Annotated in this window: 13 protein-coding genes; 6 read left to right on the forward strand and 7 right to left on the reverse strand. The window is 65.8% G+C overall.

Going from position 1 to position 16,870, the window contains the following annotated elements:
- Nucleotides 1-46 precede the first annotated feature (46 nt).
- Both B2W22_RS00960 and tsaB read right to left on the reverse strand, forming a co-directional pair.
- Entirely contained in the window at nt 47-1,066 is a 1,020-nt protein-coding gene (locus B2W22_RS00960) for a uracil-DNA glycosylase (RefSeq protein ID WP_175123000.1), read from the reverse strand.
- Complete coding sequence (gene tsaB / locus B2W22_RS00965; protein ID WP_175123001.1) at nt 1,063-2,319, reverse strand: tRNA (adenosine(37)-N6)-threonylcarbamoyltransferase complex dimerization subunit type 1 TsaB; 1,257 nt, start codon at nt 2,317-2,319, stop codon at nt 1,063-1,065. The genes B2W22_RS00960 and tsaB overlap by 4 nt, the downstream gene beginning before the upstream one ends.
- Before the next feature lie 131 nt (nt 2,320-2,450).
- Between tsaB and ompR the strand changes: the two genes are divergently transcribed.
- From ompR to B2W22_RS00985, 4 genes are all read left to right on the forward strand, one after another.
- The gene (gene ompR / locus B2W22_RS00970; RefSeq protein WP_003813882.1) at nt 2,451-3,185 is read left to right on the forward strand and encodes a two-component system response regulator OmpR; all 735 of its coding nucleotides are present in this window, start codon (nt 2,451-2,453) and stop codon (nt 3,183-3,185) included.
- Nucleotides 3,186-3,189: 4 nt separating this feature from the next.
- Nucleotides 3,190-4,617: an ATP-binding protein gene (locus B2W22_RS00975; RefSeq protein WP_175123348.1), complete on the forward strand. Its 1,428-nt coding sequence runs from the start codon at nt 3,190-3,192 to the stop codon at nt 4,615-4,617.
- Nucleotides 4,618-4,677: 60 nt separating this feature from the next.
- Complete coding sequence (locus B2W22_RS00980; protein WP_006217982.1) at nt 4,678-5,226, forward strand: peroxiredoxin; 549 nt, start codon at nt 4,678-4,680, stop codon at nt 5,224-5,226.
- A 76-nt stretch (nt 5,227-5,302) separates the two neighbouring features.
- Nucleotides 5,303-5,821 carry a carboxymuconolactone decarboxylase family protein gene (locus B2W22_RS00985; protein ID WP_013392160.1) on the forward strand — a complete coding sequence of 173 codons (519 nt, stop codon included), beginning with the start codon at nt 5,303-5,305 and terminating at the stop codon, nt 5,819-5,821.
- 139 nt (nt 5,822-5,960) lie between these two features.
- Here the strand turns inward: B2W22_RS00985 and B2W22_RS00990 are convergent, their stop codons facing one another.
- The 3 genes from B2W22_RS00990 to ispD all read right to left on the reverse strand — a co-directional run bounded on the left by B2W22_RS00990 (nt 5,961) and on the right by ispD (nt 9,469).
- On the reverse strand, nt 5,961-8,120 hold the full coding sequence (locus B2W22_RS00990; RefSeq protein WP_286935946.1) for a DUF4344 domain-containing metallopeptidase: 2,160 nt from the start codon (nt 8,118-8,120) through the stop codon (nt 5,961-5,963).
- A 177-nt stretch (nt 8,121-8,297) separates the two neighbouring features.
- Complete coding sequence (gene ispF, locus B2W22_RS00995; protein WP_175137314.1) at nt 8,298-8,789, reverse strand: 2-C-methyl-D-erythritol 2,4-cyclodiphosphate synthase; 492 nt, start codon at nt 8,787-8,789, stop codon at nt 8,298-8,300.
- Complete coding sequence (ispD, locus tag B2W22_RS01000) at nt 8,786-9,469, reverse strand: 2-C-methyl-D-erythritol 4-phosphate cytidylyltransferase (protein ID WP_286935947.1); 684 nt, start codon at nt 9,467-9,469, stop codon at nt 8,786-8,788. Before ispD ends, ispF begins: the two co-directional genes overlap by 4 nt.
- 29 nt (nt 9,470-9,498) lie before the next feature.
- Between ispD and mfd the strand changes: the two genes are divergently transcribed.
- Together mfd and serB are read left to right on the forward strand one after the other, a co-directional pair.
- A complete protein-coding gene (gene mfd, locus B2W22_RS01005; RefSeq protein ID WP_286935948.1) occupies nt 9,499-12,981 on the forward strand; it encodes a transcription-repair coupling factor in 3,483 nt (1,160 codons plus the stop codon).
- A gap of 25 nt (nt 12,982-13,006) precedes the next feature.
- Complete coding sequence (gene serB / locus B2W22_RS01010) at nt 13,007-13,864, forward strand: phosphoserine phosphatase SerB (protein WP_175137311.1); 858 nt, start codon at nt 13,007-13,009, stop codon at nt 13,862-13,864.
- Between the two features lie 111 nt (nt 13,865-13,975).
- On the opposite strand, the gene B2W22_RS01015 is transcribed toward serB, so the two are convergent.
- Together B2W22_RS01015 and B2W22_RS01020 are read right to left on the reverse strand one after the other, a co-directional pair.
- Nucleotides 13,976-16,237: a TonB-dependent receptor gene (locus B2W22_RS01015; protein ID WP_175123007.1), complete on the reverse strand. Its 2,262-nt coding sequence runs from the start codon at nt 16,235-16,237 to the stop codon at nt 13,976-13,978.
- Between the two features lie 290 nt (nt 16,238-16,527).
- Entirely contained in the window at nt 16,528-16,857 is a 330-nt protein-coding gene (locus tag B2W22_RS01020) for a DUF2818 family protein (protein WP_175184220.1), read from the reverse strand.
- Nucleotides 16,858-16,870: the final 13 nt, after the last annotated feature.

A 16,870-nucleotide genomic window follows, 5' to 3' on the forward strand; every position in this document is an offset into this window, starting at 1 on the left:
AACAAAAAACCGGGCAATTGCCCGGTTTTTCTTTGACCCCTGCGCGCTATAGCTCGCGGGCGGCCAGCTTCAGGTCCTGCCAGGCGCGCGCCTTCTCGGACGGGCTGCGCAGCAGGTAGGCGGGGTGGTAGCTCACGATGACCGGGATCTGCACGCCTTCGTCCGTCTTCAGATGATGGACGCGGCCACGCAGGTTGCCGATGGTGGCGTCGGTGCCCAGCAGCGTCTGCGCCGCGAACCGGCCCAGCACCAGGATGCGCTCGGGTTTCAGCAACGCAATCTGCCGCATCAGGTACGGGCTGCAGGCCGCGATTTCCTCGGGCTTGGGATTGCGGTTGCCCGGGGGACGGCACTTGATGACATTGGTGATGAAAACATCGCGCTCGCGGCTCATGCCCACCGCGGCCAGCATGGCGTCCAGCAACTGGCCGGACCGTCCCACGAAAGGCTGGCCCTGGCGGTCTTCCTGTTCGCCCGGCGCTTCGCCCACGACGAGCCAGCGGGTGGGCTGGGCGCCCTGCCCGACCACCGCGTGACGGCGTCCCTTGCACAGGCCGCACGCGGCGCACGCCACGACCTGCGCCGCCAACTGCTCCAGATTGGCATCCTTGACGGCCTCGGCCACCGGAATGGGCGGCGGCGCCTCTTCCTGGACCTCGACCTTCGGCGCGGGACGCGGCGGGGGGCCGGTGCGGTTCAGGATCGAAGCCGGAATAGCCGATGCGCGGCCAGAAGCCGGCTCTGCCGGGGCAGTGCGCGCAACGGCGGGCGCGGCGACCGGCGCGGCGTCGGCCACCGGAGCAGCTGTCGGGGCATCGAGCCGCGCTTCGACGGGAGTCGGCGCAACAATGGGGGAATGTGGTGCGGTACTCGGACCGCCAGGAGACGCGGCAGCCGGCGTCTGGCCGGGAGTGGCTCCAGACGCCACGGAACCCGCCTTGGCCACCGGCACGGCAGGCGGCGTGCGCAGCCATAGCCGCTCCATGCCAAGCTCGCGCAACCAGATGCGCTGCAACGGGTTGATGCGGGGCGGCGCCGGGCGCGGCGCGGCGTCCATCGGGCTCATGCCGGTGCTCCGTCGGGTTCGCCGAAGCGTTTCTGCATGACGATGGCGTCCTCGCGACCGCCCTTCTCGGCTGGGTAGTAGGCCCGGCGCATGCCGATCTGCAGATAGCCGTGGCCCTTATAGAAACTGATGGCGGACGTGTTGGACGGCCGCACTTCCAGGAGCAGGCCTTCGAGGCCGCGTTCGCGCGCCTGCTGCTCGCACCAGTCGAGCATCACGCCGCCCAGTCCCTGCCGATGCAGGTCTTGGGCCACCGCGATCACCAGCAGATGCGCCACGTCCGGCGCAAACATCAGAATGCAGAATCCCGCCAGCTTGCCCTCCCGCCGCAACGTCCAGGCGCCATAGCCCGACGCCAGCGCGTCCGCGAAGTTTCCGCGGGTCCAGGGGAAGGCCTGCACTTGCGCCTCCAGCGCCACGACCTCGTCCAGATCGGCATCCGTCATGGGCTGCGGGACCGGCGCGGCAAGCGACGGCTGCGCCTTGGGATTGCCGCCCTCGCCGCGCAGGCGCTCGGCGGTGGTGAACGCCACCTTGTCGCGCACATAGAGCGGCGCGGCCAGCTCGGGCGCCAGGGTTTCGCCGCGCAGCCAGCCCTGGCGGGCAAGCCGCGCCACGCTGGCGGCCTGCGGCCGCTGGGCTTCGGTGGCCCGGCGCCATTCGGCGGGCGCGGCCATGTCGGCGGCATAGGCTTCCCAGGCATCGCCAGCCAGTAGCGGCGTCAGCGGCTGCCCGGCGCGGGCCGACCAGTTGGGCAGATGGTGCGCCGTCCAGGGCACGACCTCGGCGGCGGCAATCAGCATCGGAGCTTGAAGCGTTTCCCAGACAGATTCCTCGCCCGCGGCGTCGCCGCGGCGGTAGACTGCCAGATAGACCTCGTTCATGCGGGCGTCCAGGGCCACGACGACAGCGTCGGCGGGGGTGCCATCGACGTCGGCCGCCACGGCCTGGTGCGAAACAATAGGCAACACCGGGATCCCCAGCCCCAGGGCCATGCCCTGCGCGACGCCGCATGCCACGCGCAGCCCGGTGAAGCCGCCGGGCCCCTGCCCGAACGCCACGGCATGCAACCCGGACGGCGTGATGCCGGCCTCGGCGAGCAGCGCATCGGCCATAGGCAGTAGGCGCTCAGCGTGTTCCTGGGATCCTTCGTGTTCGCGGACGCTGATCTCCAGACGGCCGTCGACCGCCCGTAAAAGGGCCACGCCACAACGTGACGACGAAGTTTCCAGTGCCAGCAGGTTTAGTTCCATAGATGCAGATTGTACGAAATAAGCCGCTGTTACCCCCGTGTGTAAGGGGGATTTCAACCAGGGATCGCAATGTGTAATATCTTGTGAACGCCCTCTAGCCCCCGGTTCTTGTCACTGTTACATTTCCGGCCATGAATACGCAAAACACCACCCCCACCCGAAAAATCCTCGTCGTTGACGACGATCCGCGCTTGCGCGATCTGCTTCGCCGGTACTTGTCCGAACAGGGTTTCAACGTTTTCGTTGCCGAAGACGCGAAAGAGATGGGCAAACTCTGGCAACGAGAGCATTTTGACCTGCTCGTGCTGGACCTGATGCTGCCCGGCGAAGATGGCCTGTCCATCTGCCGCCGGCTGCGCGGTGGCCACGACAATACCCCCATCATCATGCTCACGGCCAAGGCGGAAGAAATCGACCGCATCGTCGGCCTTGAGATGGGCGCGGACGATTACCTGTCCAAGCCGTTCAATCCTCGCGAACTGCTGGCGCGCATCAATGCGATTCTGCGCCGCCGCGGCACCGAGGAACACCCCGGCGCGCCCAGCCAGGAAAACGAGTCCATCGCCTTCGGCCCCTACGTGCTGAATCTGTCCACCCGCACGCTCACGCGCAACGGCGAACAGGTGCCCATCACCACGGGTGAATTCTCGGTGCTCAAGGTCTTTGCGCGCCATCCGAAGATTCCCCTGTCGCGCGACAAGCTCATGGAACTGGCCCGCGGCCGCGAATACGAAGCCTTCGATCGCAGCCTCGACGTCCAGATCTCGCGTCTGCGCAAGCTGATCGAGCCGAACCCGTCCAAGCCCGTATTCATCCAGACCGTCTGGGGTCTGGGGTACGTGTTCGTTCCGGACGGTGGTAGCTGATCGGCTGGCCCGCCCGGTGCAGGAGCGCAGCGTCGTGCCGCGCTTGCGCAGAACATTCAGGAACCTGACATCCCGTTTGCGGCTCGGCTTGTTCGGCCGCACGTTCCTTTTGCTCGCCGCGCTGATGCTGGTCAGCCTGGGCGCGTGGCTTCAAGTATTTTTCAGCATGGAGCTGGGACCGCGCGCCAATCAAATGGCGCAGCGGGTGATCACGGCCGTCAATATCACGCGCACCGCGCTGATCTATTCGCATAACGGCGAACGCAGCAAGCTCCTCCTCGACCTGGCCACCAACGAAGGCATCCAGGTCTATCCGCGCGAGGTCACCGACTTCGCCGAAGCCCTCCCCGACGACGACTACTGGCAGCGTGTGGCGCAGCATATCCGCACGCGTTTTGGCCCGGAAACGCAGATTGCCTGGGGCGTGAACCAGGTACCTGGCTTCTGGGTCAGTTTCCAGATAGAAAAAGATCTGTATTGGCTGGTGTTCGAGCGTGAGCAGATCGGTCTTACAGGCGGAATCGAGTGGCTGGGCTGGGGCGCGACGGCGCTGCTGCTGTCATTGGTCGGCGCGGCGGTCAGCGTGGGCTTCGTCAACCGGCCGCTATCCAGGTTGGCGCGGGCCGCCCAGGTGCTGTCGCGCGGCGAAACGCCCGCGGCCCTGCCCGAACAAGGCCCGCTCGAGATCCGCGATCTGAACGCGTCGTTCAACCGCATGGCCAAGGACTTACGCCAGGCGGAGGCCGACCGCGAGCTCATGCTGGCGGGCATCTCACATGACCTGCGCACGCCACTTGCCCGGATGCGTCTGGAAATCGAGCTGAGCGGCGTGTCGGAAGACGCGCGGCAGGCCATCGACGAAGACCTGGGCCAGATCGACCACAGCATCGGGCAGCTCATGGAGTACGCCCGTCCCGCCGGCACCCTGCCGCAGCTCGCCACCGACATTTCCGCCGTGCTGGCCGAACTGTACGAACGCGAACGCAGCCACACCGCCTCGCTGGGCGGCGAGCTGGACGCCGCGCTGGAACCTGGCCTGCGCGCCCGCATCACCGCGCTGGACCTGAAGCGTATCGTCAGCAACCTGATCGAGAACGCGCGCCGCTACGGCCGCTCACCCGATGACGGCATGGCGCACCTGAACATGACACTGCAGGCCGAAGGCAGCATGATCGTCATCGAGGTCTCCGATCGCGGCCCCGGCATCGCACCCGAAGACGTGGATCGCCTGCTTCGCCCGTTCTCCCGCGGCGAGGCGGCGCGCACCGGCGTCAGCGGCGCGGGACTGGGACTGGCCATCGTCGAACGCCTGCTCAAACACGTCGGCGGGTCGCTCCGAATGCTGCCCCGAGAGGGCGGCGGACTGACCGCGAGGATAGAGCTGCCCAAAGCCAAGTTTAGGAATTATCAATTAGACAACGATAATCCATAGCGTAGAATTTATGGTTTTGAGGCTTGGCCTCATCTCCACCCAACAACTACGGGAGTAAACATGAAAACTGTTGGCGACAAACTCGAACCCTTCAAGGTCACCGGCGTCAAGCCCGGCTTCAATCAGCACGAAGAAAACGGCGTGTCGGCGTTCGAAGACATCACCGAAAGCTCGTTCCCCGGCAAGTGGAAGGTGATCTACTTCTACCCGAAAGACTTCACGTTTGTGTGCCCGACCGAAATCGTCGGCTTCAACAAGCTGGCCAAGGATTTCGAAGACCGCGACGCCGTCCTGCTGGGCGGTTCGACCGACAACGAATTCGTCAAGCTGGCCTGGCGCCGTGAGCACCCGGACCTGAACAAGCTGGGTCACTACCAATTCGGCGACACCACCGGCGCCCTGATCGACCAACTGGGCGTGCGTGAAAAGGGTGCTGGCGTTGCGCTGCGCGCCACCTTCATCGTTGACCCGGACAACACGATCCAGCACGTTTCGGTGAACAACCTGAACGTCGGCCGTAACCCGGAAGAAGTTCTGCGTCTGCTCGACGGTCTGCAAACCGACGAACTGTGCCCGTGCAACCGTACGGTTGGCGGCGCCACGCTGTAATTTCCAGCCCGGTCCGGACCCTGCCCTGCAGGGGCCCGCGCCGGGCTTTAACTGCGCTAGATTATAGGTAAAAACTATGGAATTTCTTACGACCATTAAGGAACAGCTGCCGGATTGGGCCAAGGACATCCGCCTGAATCTGGACGCCGTGATCGCCCGCTCGACGCTGGCTCCCGAAGACGCCGTGGGCGCCGCCCTGTCCGCCGCCTATGCCGCGCGCAGCCCGGTGCTGGTTGAAGCCTTCAAGAGCGGCCTGTCCGAAGGCGACGCGAACGCCGCCCTGACCGCTTCCGCCCTCATGGGCATGAACAACACCTGGTATCCCTACGTGGAGATGACCGGCGACGCCCAGCTCAAAAGCCTGCCGGCCCAGCTGCGCATGAATGCCTACGCCACCCATGGCGGCGTGGACAAGAAGCGCTTCGAGCTGTTCGCCCTCGTGGCCTCCATCATCGGCAAGTGCCACTTCTGCGTGGCCTCGCATTATGAAAACCTTAAGAACGACGGCCTGTCGACCGAACAGCTGCGCGATGCCGGCCGTATCGCCGCCGTCGTCAACGCCGCCGCGCTGGCGCTGGCCGCGCAAGGCAAGTAAGCGATTCGCCGACCGCAAAAAAGCCCGCCTGCATCATGCAGGCGGGCTTTTCTTTTGGCGGCGACGTTGCGTCGTTTCCGATGACGCGGTTCTGGCCGGCGCCGGGCACGTTGCCGCTGCCCGGCGAGTCACCGCCGGATTACTTGCCCGCGGCGGGTTTCACCGGCGCAGTGGGCAGACCGTTGGCGGTCCAGGCCTCCATGCCGCCGCGATACCAGTAGGCGCGCCAGCCGAGCGACCCGGCGCGCAACGCGCCGTTGTAGGCCGAGCGGTCATTCATGCCCGCGCCCATGAACACGATGGGCGCGTTGCGCTGCCCGCCCGTCTTCTTCTTCAGCCAGTCGTCCAGCGCGCCTTGCAGATGGTCTGCGACGCTGCCGTCCGACCCGGCATCGGGCAGCGGATAGGCGATGGGCAGCGTGTCCCGCCCCGCGCTGGTGTCGATGATCAGGATGTTCTTCTCGTTATTGATCAGCTTGACCAGGTCGGCCGTGGTGATGACATCGGCGCGTGTGTGCTTGACAGGCGTCGGGCCCCGGTAGGGGGACGAGAACAGCAGGCTGGTCGGCGGCACGCCGAAGTCCTTCAGTTCGTCGAAGGCGCCGGCGGGCAGCGCGGGCATGCCCTGCCCCGCCGAGGAGGCTTGCCGCGGCGCCGTCTGCGCCCCGCCACCCTTGTTGGCGACGACCTCGCCACCGACCGTGCCCATTTCAATGTCGGAAATCATCACCGCGATGTTCTCGATCAGCTCGTAGCACATCGTGATCGAGCCTTCGCGCGGGTTGTACCAGGCGTTCAACTGGCCGCAATCCTTGAACGTCACATTGATCGGCCGCGGCAGGACGTAGGTGTTGCCCAGATCCTTGACGCTGTTGGCGACAGCGTTGGAAAGGGCCGTCGCGAACAGGTTGCCGATCTTGCGCTTGGAGGGTTCCAGCACCACGTTGACCGGCGCGCCGGGCGCGTTGGCCGGTTGCTGGCCGTCCGGCGTCCAGGTGCCCACGCGGGTATGGGGCGCCAACAGGTGGCGCCAGGCCCGGTTCTGCTTGTTGAATTCGTCGGTGCAACGCGACTTGGTCCGGTCCTCGAAACCGACGTGCTTGACCACGTTCTCGAAGACGGCGGGATTGCCGCCATACATGATGCAGAGCATGTTGCGGAAGCGTTTCAGGTCGCCGGTGTGCTCGTCCTGCCAGGCCGAGTTCGCCGACGCGCCCCGCTTTTCCGCCAGCATGCCGCTGTAGTACCACTGCAGGGCCGCATACGTGGCGGCCTCGCGGGCCATGACGTTCACGTCCTCGTTGTCGGACGGGTAGATGGTGGGCTCGACGATCCGCAAGGCCGAATACATGTCGACCGCGTCTTCTTCCGCACCCGTCGACGGCAGTTCCAGCTCGCCGATCAGGGCGTGCCCGAACTCGTGCAGGAAGATGCTGCGCATGATGCCGATGTAGACCGCGACGATGCGCAAGGTGTCCCCGCCGAAACGGGGATATGGGCCGGCGCCGGCCAGCGCCGGGCTGTTGTCGGCGGGGGCTTGGGCGGGGGGCGACGCGGCCGACGGCACGCGCGGCGCGCCGGCACTACCCTGGCCGGCACTACCCTGGCCGGCACTACCCTGGCCGGCACTACCCTGTGCGGCACTACCCCGTCCGGCGCTGCCCTGTCCGGCGGTCCCTTGCGCTCCTACCCCGACCGGCTTGCCGGCCACGTCCGAGACGATCATGAAATCCGCAATGCCGAACGTGCCTTCGTCATAGGCCATGATGCCGATCTCGCTGCCCAGCGCGGCCTCGTCCTCGATATCGCCGATCTTCTGACCATTGACCAGGAAACGCGCGGCGCCCGGCACCTCCACCACGCGGATGCGGTCGGTGCCGTCCAGCTTGGCGACGTTGGGCACGGACGCGATATCGCGGCGCTTCTGGCCTTCCAGACAGAACAGCAGAATGTTGCGGTCCGCCCGGATCTCCAGCAGGCACAGGCCCTTGCGCGCGTTGTTGTTCAGCGCAATGCCGATGGACGCCTTGGGACTCTTCGAGTTGACCATCACGTTGACGTCGGTGATGCGTCCGCTTTCCGGGGCAGGTCCCGGGTTGATGTAGAACGTCTGCTCGCCGCCCGGGACATCGCTGTTGCGCAGGGTGAACCAGCCGTCCTGCTCGCCGACATGCCAGCCTTGCAAAAGCTGCTGCTTGACCGTGCCGGCCAGTGGACCGAGCTGCTTCTCGTAGGCCGCGTGGGCGGAGGTAGCAAAAGCGGCCAGCACAAAAAGTAGCCCCGCGCCACGTAATCGCATCTGAGTGTCCCTGATTAGTCAGATTTCAAGTCGCGGAGCGTAAGTCAGAACAATGCGGTCCGCTTATTCATTTGTTAAAGATGTATGCCAACGTAAAAGCCGCCCGGCCTGGCGGCTCGGGCGGCTTTGGAATACCGGATAAGCGTGGCGCGAACGCCACGCAGCGCGGCCCGCGGGTCAGGGGTCCGCGCGCGCCAGCAAGGCGACCACGGTGGCCGCGATGCCTTCCTTGCGGCCCAGATAACCCAGGCCCTCGTTGGTCTTGGCCTTGATGTTGACCTCGGATTCGGCCAGGCCGGTGTCGTCGGCGATGTTCTTCACCATGGCAGGGGCGTGCGGACCGATCTTGGGCGCTTGGGCGTGCAGCGTGGCGTCGATATTGACCGGTGTCCACCCCGCTTTGCGCACGCGTGCCATGGCCTCGCGCAGCAGCACACGGCTGTCGGCGCCCTTGAACGCCGGATCGGTATCCGGAAAGTGCCGGCCGATGTCGCCCAGGCCCGCCGCGCCCAGCAGCGCGTCGGTGATCGCGTGCAGCAGCACGTCCGCATCGGAATGGCCCAAGAGGCCATGGGTATGGGGAATCGTGACCCCGCCGATGATCAGCGGCCGGCCTTCGACCAGCGCGTGCACGTCAAAGCCCTGCCCGACGCGAAAAGGAATGCTCATAGCCATTTTTCCATCAGTTCAAAATCGTCCGGCCACGTCACCTTGAAGTTGCGCATCGAACCGGTGACCAGCAGCGGCGCATAGCCGGCGGCCTCGATGGCCGAGGCCTCGTCGGTGACGGTGATGCCGTTCACGGACGCGGCGGTCAGCGCATCGCGCAGCACGCCCGCGCGGAACATCTGCGGCGTCTGCGCCAGCCAAAGGCCATTGCGGTCGAGCGTGCGTTCCACGCGATCGTGGCCGCCCTTGACCGTGTCGGCCACCGGCAGGGCCAGCAGCCCGCCGACCGGGTCGGCCAGGCACGCGTCGATCAGCCGCCCCAGCGCCGCGGCGGGCAAGCCCGGGCGGGCCGCGTCATGCACCAGCACCCAGGCATCATCCGTGACCTCGCTGTCGGCCAGCGCGCCCGCGACCGTATCGGCGCGCGTGGCGCCGCCGCAGGCACGCCAGACGGTGCGCGGCAAGCCCGCCAGCGCGGCGTCAACCCAGCCGTCGCCCGGCGTGACCGCCACGCGCACCTGCGATACGCGTTCATCGGCCAGCAGCGCGCTTACTGCGTGGCGCAGCATGGGCTGTCCGGCCAATGGACGGTATTGCTTCGGAACGGCCTCGTGCCCGGGCCCGCTGGCGCGGGCGCCGACGCCGGCGGCGGGCACGATTGCGATGATTGAGTCAGACATGGTGCGGAGATTTTATAATCGTTCGCTTGATGTCCGCTTCCAGCCTGATGCCCGCCCCTTCCTCCTCCGCCACGGCCGCACCGCCCGTCCCCGCCACGGTCCCCACCCTGTCCGCGCTGAAGCCCGGCACGCGCTATGCGCAGCCCCGGCCGCCGGGCTCCGGCGACGCCTGGCTGCTGGCCGATCTGGCGCGCCAGGCCAGCGCGCCGCTGGTCATCCTGACCGCCGAGCCCCTTGAAGCGCAGCGGCTGGCCGAGGAAATCCAGCTGTTTGCGCCCAGCCTGCGCGTGCGGCAGCTGCCCGACTGGGAAACGCTGCCCTACGACGCATTCTCGCCGCACCAGGACCTGATCTCCGAGCGCCTGAACACGCTGCACTCGCTGATGATGAAGACGGTGGACGTGCTGACGGTGCCCATCACCACGGCGCTGTACCGCGTCGCACCGCCCTCGTTCCTGGCCGCCTACACGTTCTCGTTCAAGCAGAAAGACAGGCTGAACGAAGCGGCGCTGCGCGCCCAACTGACGCTGGCCAATTACAACCACGTCACCCAGGTAACCTCGCCGGGCGAATTCTGCCTGCGGGGTGGCCTGATCGATCTGTTCCCGATGGGCTCGGTGGTGCCGTACCGGCTGGACCTGTTCGACGACGAGATCGAAACCATCCGCAGTTTCGACGTCGACACCCAGCGCAGCCTGTACCCCGTGCGCGAGGTGCAGCTTCTGCCCGGCCGCGAATTCCCGATGGACGAAGACTCGCGCAACCGCTTCCGGGCGCGCTTTCGCGAAGTCTTCGAAGGCGATCCTTCCCGCGCCCTGCCCTATAAAGACATCGGCAACGGCATCCCGTTTGCCGGCGTCGAGTACTACCTGCCGCTCTTCTTTGAAGAAACCGCCACGCTGTTCGACTACGTGGCCGACGGCACGGTCATGGTCACCGTCGGCGACATCGACGACGCGATCCAGCGCTTCAACCAGGACACGACCAGCCGCTACGGCTTCCTGAAAAGCGACCGCGAACGCCCCGTGCTGCCGCCGTCCGCCCTGTTCCTGGACAGCGAATCGCTCTATGGCCGCCTCAAGGCATTCCGCCGCCTGTCGCTGACTGCGGGCCAGCCGCATCCGGACTTCCGGGCCGCGCCCGACATCAGCGTGGCGCGGCGCGCCGAAGATCCCATCGCCAAGCTGCGCACGCTGGTAGAAAGGCGGCACACCCGCGTGCTGCTGTGCGCCGATTCGGCCGGCCGGCGCGAAACCCTGGTGCAGATGCTGAACGAATTCGGCGTCACGCCCGATGCGCAGCCTGACACCATCGAGAGCTTCCTGGCGTCGGACGCGCATTTCGGCATTGTCGCTTCGCCGCTGGGCATCGGGTTCGAACTGCCCGACGCCAACCTTGCCTTCCTGACAGAGAACGATCTCTACCCCGGACTGGCGACCACCGGCCGCCGCGGCAAGCGCGACCAGGAACGCGCCAGCAACGTCGAAGCCATGGTGCGCGACCTGTCCGAGCTGCGCGAGGGCGACCCCGTCGTCCACGCCCAGCACGGCATCGGCCGCTATCACGGCCTGGTCAACATGGACATGGGCGAAGGCGAGATGGAGTTCCTCCATCTTGAATACGCCAACGGCAGCACGCTGTACGTGCCGGTGTCGCAACTGCACGTGATCGCGCGCTACAGCGGCGCCGACCCGGAAGCCGCACCGTTGCACCAGCTGGGTTCAGGCCAATGGGACAAGGCGCGCCGCAAGGCCGCCAAGCAGGTTCGCGACACCGCCGCCGAATTGCTGGCGCTGTATGCGCAGCGCGCCGCGCGCGAAGGCTTTGCGTTCAACCTGCCGCTGAACGATTACGAGGCGTTTGCCGAGGGCTTCGGTTTTGAAGAGACGGCCGACCAGGCTGCCGCCATCCAGGCCGTGATCAGCGACATGACCTCCGGCCGCCCCATGGACCGGCTCGTCTGCGGCGACGTCGGTTTCGGCAAGACCGAAGTCGCGCTGCGCGCCGCCTTCCTGGCCGTCGCCAACGGCAAACAGGTGGCGCTGCTATGCCCCACCACCCTGCTCGCCGAACAGCACGCGCAGACTTTTACCGACCGCTTTGCCGACTGGCCCGTGCGCGTCGTGGAACTGTCGCGCTTCCGCTCGGCCAAGGAAGTCTCCAGCGCCATCGAAGGCATCAACGACGGCCGGGTCGACATCGTCATCGGCACGCACAAGATCCTGTCTAAGGACGTGAAATTCAAGCGCCTGGGCCTGGTCATCATCGACGAGGAACACCGTTTCGGCGTGCGCCAGAAAGAAGCGCTCAAGTCGCTGCGCGCCGAAGTCGACGTGCTGACACTGACCGCGACGCCCATCCCGCGCACGCTCGGCATGTCGCTCGAAGGCATCCGCGACTTCTCCGTCATTGCCACAGCGCCGCAAAAGCGCCTGGCCATCAAGACCTTCGTGCGGCGCGAGGACGGCAGCACGTTGCGCGAAGCCCTGCTGCGCGAGCTCAAGCGCGGCGGCCAGTGCTACTTCCTGCACAACGAGGTAGAAACCATCCATAACCGCCGCGCGCGCCTGGAAGAGCTGGTGCCCGAGGCCCGGATCGCCGTCGCGCACGGCCAGATGCCCGAGCGCGAACTCGAACAGGTGATGAAGGGCTTCTACCAGCAGCGCTACAACGTCCTGCTGTGCACCACCATCATCGAAACCGGCATCGACGTGCCCAGCGCCAACACCATCGTGATCCACCGCGCTGACCGCTTCGGTCTGGCGCAGCTGCACCAGCTGCGCGGCCGCGTCGGGCGATCGCACCACCAGGCCTACGCCTACCTGCTGACCCCGGGCGAGGACGCGATCACCAGCAACGCCAAGAAGCGGCTGGAAGCCATCCAGGCCATGGAAGAGCTGGGCTCGGGCTTTTACCTGGCCATGCACGACCTCGAAATCCGCGGCACCGGCGAAGTCCTGGGCGACTCGCAGTCGGGCAACATCCAGGAAGTCGGCTTCTCGATGTACAACGAGATGCTCAACGAGGCCGTGCGCGCCCTGCGCGCGGGCGAAGAGCCCGACCTGGACGCGCCCTTCAACCTGGCGTGCGAAGTCAATCTGCACGCCCCGGCGCTGCTGCCGTCCGACTACTGCGCCGACGTGCACGCGCGCCTGGCCATCTACAAGCGATTGGCGCACGCGGCCGACGAAGACGACCTGATCCACATCCAGGAAGAATTGATCGACCGTTTCGGCAAACTGCCGGAGGCGGCGCAGACGCTGCTGGCCACGCACCGCCTGCGCCTCGCCGCCCAACCGCTGGGCATCGTCAAGATCGATGCCAGCGAAGCGCAGGCGCTGATCCAGTTCGGCCCCAAGACCTCGGTCGATCCGGCCCGCATCATCGAGCTTGTCCAGCGGCAGCGGCACATCAAGCTGGCCGGGCAGGACAAGTTGCGCGTCGAGATCAAGGCGCCTCAACTCCCGGCCCGTGCCGACGCCGTGCGCGCCGTTCTGCGCGCCCTGAAGTAATTCCCGACACCCTTACCCATCCGCCATGACTACCCACAATCTCGTCGTCCAATCCCCCGGCCTCGCCATCGAACATGCGGAGCAGCTTGCCGCGCTGGCCCAGGCCCAGGGCGTGGCGCGCATCAGCAACACCGCCGCCCGCCTGCTCGACGTGCAACACGACGACGAGACGCGCGCCGTGGTGGGCGCCTGGGCCGAAGCGCGCGGCGTCGACGCTGCCTTCGTGCCCGCCGGCCTGAAGCTGGCCCACTGCAAGATCCTGGCCATGGACATGGACTCGACCCTGATCAACATCGAGTGCATCGACGAGATCGCGGGCGTGGTGGGCGTGAAGGACAAGGTGTCGGAGATCACCGAAGCCGCCATGCGCGGCGAGATCAAGGATTTCGCGGAAAGCCTGCGCCGCCGGGTTGCGCTGCTCAAGGGCGCGCCCGCTGGCGCGCTGGACGAGGTCTACGAGGAAAAGCTGCGCCTGAATCCGGGCGCCGAGCGTCTGATCACCACGGCCCAGGCCGCCGGCATCAAGGTGCTGCTGGTGTCGGGCGGCTTCACCTTCTTCACCGAGCGCCTGCGCGCCCGGCTGAACCTGGACAGCGCTCATGCCAACACGCTCGAGATCGAAAATGGCGTGCTGACCGGCCGCGTGCTGGGCGACATCCTGGACGCCGACGCCAAGGCCACGCACCTGCGCGAGTTCGCGCGCACGCACGGCGCCTCGACGGACCAGATCATCGCCATGGGCGACGGCGCCAACGACCTGAAGATGCTGGCCAACGCCGGCTTCCCGGTGGCCTACCACGCCAAGCCGCTGGTGCGTCAGCAGACGCGCTATGCGCTCAATGTCTCGGGGCTGGACGGCGTGCTGAACTGGTTTGAAAGCTGATCCTGCGACAGGGTGTCTGACACCGGCCCCCTTCGCCAAAGCAAAAGCCACCTCAGTAAATGAGGTGGCTTTTTTCATGCAAGTCGGCGCCACGGACGCGGCGCCCCTTGATCAGTACCGCACGCGCAGCGACAGCAGCGCCGCCCGGCCCGTGCCCAGCGCCGCATAGTGCGCGGCATAGGCCTTCGTGTAGTACGTCTCATCAAAGATGTTCAGCACGTTCAACTGCGCCGAGAAGTGCTCGTTGAATTCGTAGCCGGCCATCGCGTCGAAGCGCCAGTACGAAGGCACCCAGCGCGCCTTGGGCGTACCGTCGGCGTTCTTCGTGGCGTCCGAGTTGCCGTACACCTTGTCGACGTAATACGCGCCGCCGCCGACCGTCAGCTTGGGCAGGACCTTGTAGGTCGTCCACAGGCTGAAGGCGTTGCGCGGCGTGTTGGGCAGGTCCTGGCCGACGGCGCCGCTGTTGTACGCGCCCTTGGTCATTTCGCTGTCCATGAAGGTGTAGCCGCCGAACACGTTCCACTTGGGCGTGATGGCGCCCGAGAATCCCAGTTCGATGCCGCGCACCTTGGCTTCGCCCACCTGCGCCACTTCGGTCGCGGACACGGCAACGCTGGTGTTCTTGCGGATGTCCTGGAACGCCGCGGCCGACAGCGTCAGCTTGTCGTCGAACACCTGCCACTTCGTGCCCAGCTCCACCGTGCGGCTCTTTTCCGGTTCCAGCGAAGACGTCGACAGTGACGTCGCATCGCTGATTGCGCCGCCGGCAATGGCGGACGGCGTGGACGAGGTGCCGTACGTGGCGTAAATGGTGCCGTTGGGCACCGGCTTGTACGCCAGGCCGACCTGGTAGTTGAAGAGGTTGTCCTCGCGGCTCGTGCTGTAGAACGCGGGCGTGCTCGCCGGATCGCTGCGGCCGCGCGCGATGTTGCTGCCGCTGGTGCGGTAGTTGTCCCAGCGCGCGCCCAGGCTCGCCTGCCATTGCTCGTTGAACTTGATGGTGTCAAAGCCGTAGAGCGCCAGCGTGTCCGTGTTGTAGACGGCGGGATTGTTGTTGCGCGTCAGCTTGCCGGTGTAGTCGTCGTGGGGATTCGGATCCCACAGCGACGTGCACAGCGCCGGGTTCGACAGGTCGGTTGCGCTGACCTTGCAGTCCATCGGGCCGCGGGCGATCGTCTGGGTGTAGCTGTCCTTGTCCTGCTTGATGTTGCTGTACTCAAATCCCAGGTCGAACGAGTGCTTCAGGCTGCCGGTCTCGAATTCACCCGTCAGGTCCGTCTGGTTGGCGAAGGTCTTGGTGACGTAGTAGCCGGACTTGAGCGCACGGTACACCAGGCCGTTCGGGATGTTGCCCTTGCTGTCGTCGGGATTGGTCGCAGCAAAGTCGGTCGTGCCGCGGCCATAGCGCGTCACGTTGCGCAGTTGCAGCTTGTCGGAAAAGTCGTGCTGGAAGTCCACCGTGGCGACGTCATCGCGCGTCTTCATGAAGTCGCGCCCGGTCAGGCCGTAGAACGACTTGCGGCTCACGCCCATCGTCTCCGTCACCGGCTGGCCCGACTTCGGGTCATACGGAATGGAGTAGTCGGGCATGCTGTCGTCTTGATAGTGGTAGTAGCTCAGCGTGATGCGGGTCGGCGTGCCCACGCCCAGCATCAGCGACGGCGCAACGCCCCAGCGCTCGAAGTCCACGGCATCATCGCGGCCCGGCGTGTCGCCCTTGTTGCCCATCACGTTCAGGCGGAACGCCGCCTTGTCGCCCAGGCGCCAGTTGCTGTCGATGGTGGCGCGGTAGTTGTTGTCCGTGCCGATCTGCGCCGTGGCTTCGGTGAAGTCCGTGGTCTTGGGCGCCTTGCTGACCATGTTGATGCTGCCGCCCGCGCCGCCCCGGCCCGAGTACACCGAGTCCGGCCCCTTGATGATTTCGACCTGCTCCAGATTGAACGTATCGCGCACCTGGGTGCTGCTGTCGCGGATGCCGTCCAGGAAAATGCTGCCGGCGGAGTTCTGGCCGCGGATGATCGGCAAGTCGCCGCCCGGACGGCCGCCTTCGCCGGCGCCGAACGTGATGCCCGGCGAGTTGCGCAGCACGTCCTGCAAGGTCGACGCGGCCTGATCCTGGATCACCTGCTGCGGCACAACCTGCACCGTCCGCGGCGTGTCCAGCAAAGGCGCGGTCATCTTCGGCGACTGCGCGGTCGAGGTCTGATAGGACGAGCTTTCGCCCTCGACGCGGACAGGCGACAACTGCGTCACGCCGGTGTCGGCGGACTGGGCTGCGGCATAGGGGCTGACGAACAACGCGGGCGCGGCAATGGCAGCGGCCAGCGAGGTGGCGAGCGTATTCAGCGAATACGAATCTTGGGGCTTCAAGCAGACTTCTCCAGAACGTAAATAACAACGATTCTTGTTTTTTTGTTGTTTGCGATTCTGAACGGAGGCGCTGAATGAAACCTGAATGAAAGCCCCTTCCAAATCAAAAGGATAAAAAAACAACAGCTTTGATCTTGCTCAAAATCCTGAACGGATTGGAGATCAAAAAAGGGGCGGATTGCGGCCGGATTTTGCGCGAGGCAAAGTCGACGCGGAGGTTGCTGCACACATAAAAAACGCCCCGATCGGGGCGTCTTGGTGCGTCCATATGCAGGCAGGCTGCTGCGTCGTCAGGTCCGCAGACGCGGATGCCGCTTGAAGAGATACCGGTACACAAACCCGGGATACGCCAGCACCAGAAACAGGCTGAGCGTGATCGCGTAGAACTCCCAGGTTTGGGCGAAGCGGTTGCCCAGCGTGGACTCGAACGCAAAGCCCAGCGCGCCGACGATGGCGTAGAACACCAGCACCTCGACCAGCCGCAACCAGAACGGCTTGACCGCCACCGCCCCACCCTGCTTCCAGGGCAGCACGGCGAAGACGCGCTCGGTCAGGAAAGGAAGATTCGCGCTGACAAGCGCCAGCGCGATCAACAGCCACACCGCCAGCGTCTGGTTCATGGCTGTTATCCGT

The organism is Achromobacter sp. UBA4530, from assembly GCF_002388205.1.
Lineage (GTDB): Bacteria > Pseudomonadota > Gammaproteobacteria > Burkholderiales > Burkholderiaceae_B > Achromobacter > Achromobacter animicus.

Excerpts from the sequence above, each read along its gene's own strand:
- B2W22_RS00960 (WP_175123000.1), bottom strand. The coding sequence starts at position 1,066 with ATGAGCCCGATGGACGCCGCGCCGCGCCCGGCGCCGCCCCGCATCAAC.
- tsaB (WP_175123001.1), bottom strand. The coding sequence starts at position 2,319 with ATGGAACTAAACCTGCTGGCACTGGAAACTTCGTCGTCACGTTGTGGC.
- ompR (WP_003813882.1), top strand. The coding sequence starts at position 2,451 with ATGAATACGCAAAACACCACCCCCACCCGAAAAATCCTCGTCGTTGAC.
- B2W22_RS00980 (WP_006217982.1), top strand. The coding sequence starts at position 4,678 with ATGAAAACTGTTGGCGACAAACTCGAACCCTTCAAGGTCACCGGCGTC.
- B2W22_RS00985 (WP_013392160.1), top strand. The coding sequence starts at position 5,303 with ATGGAATTTCTTACGACCATTAAGGAACAGCTGCCGGATTGGGCCAAG.
- B2W22_RS00990 (WP_286935946.1), bottom strand. The coding sequence starts at position 8,120 with ATGCGATTACGTGGCGCGGGGCTACTTTTTGTGCTGGCCGCTTTTGCT.
- ispF (WP_175137314.1), bottom strand. The coding sequence starts at position 8,789 with ATGAGCATTCCTTTTCGCGTCGGGCAGGGCTTTGACGTGCACGCGCTG.
- ispD (WP_286935947.1), bottom strand. The coding sequence starts at position 9,469 with ATGTCTGACTCAATCATCGCAATCGTGCCCGCCGCCGGCGTCGGCGCC.
- mfd (WP_286935948.1), top strand. The coding sequence starts at position 9,499 with ATGTCCGCTTCCAGCCTGATGCCCGCCCCTTCCTCCTCCGCCACGGCC.
- serB (WP_175137311.1), top strand. The coding sequence starts at position 13,007 with ATGACTACCCACAATCTCGTCGTCCAATCCCCCGGCCTCGCCATCGAA.
- B2W22_RS01020 (WP_175184220.1), bottom strand. The coding sequence starts at position 16,857 with ATGAACCAGACGCTGGCGGTGTGGCTGTTGATCGCGCTGGCGCTTGTC.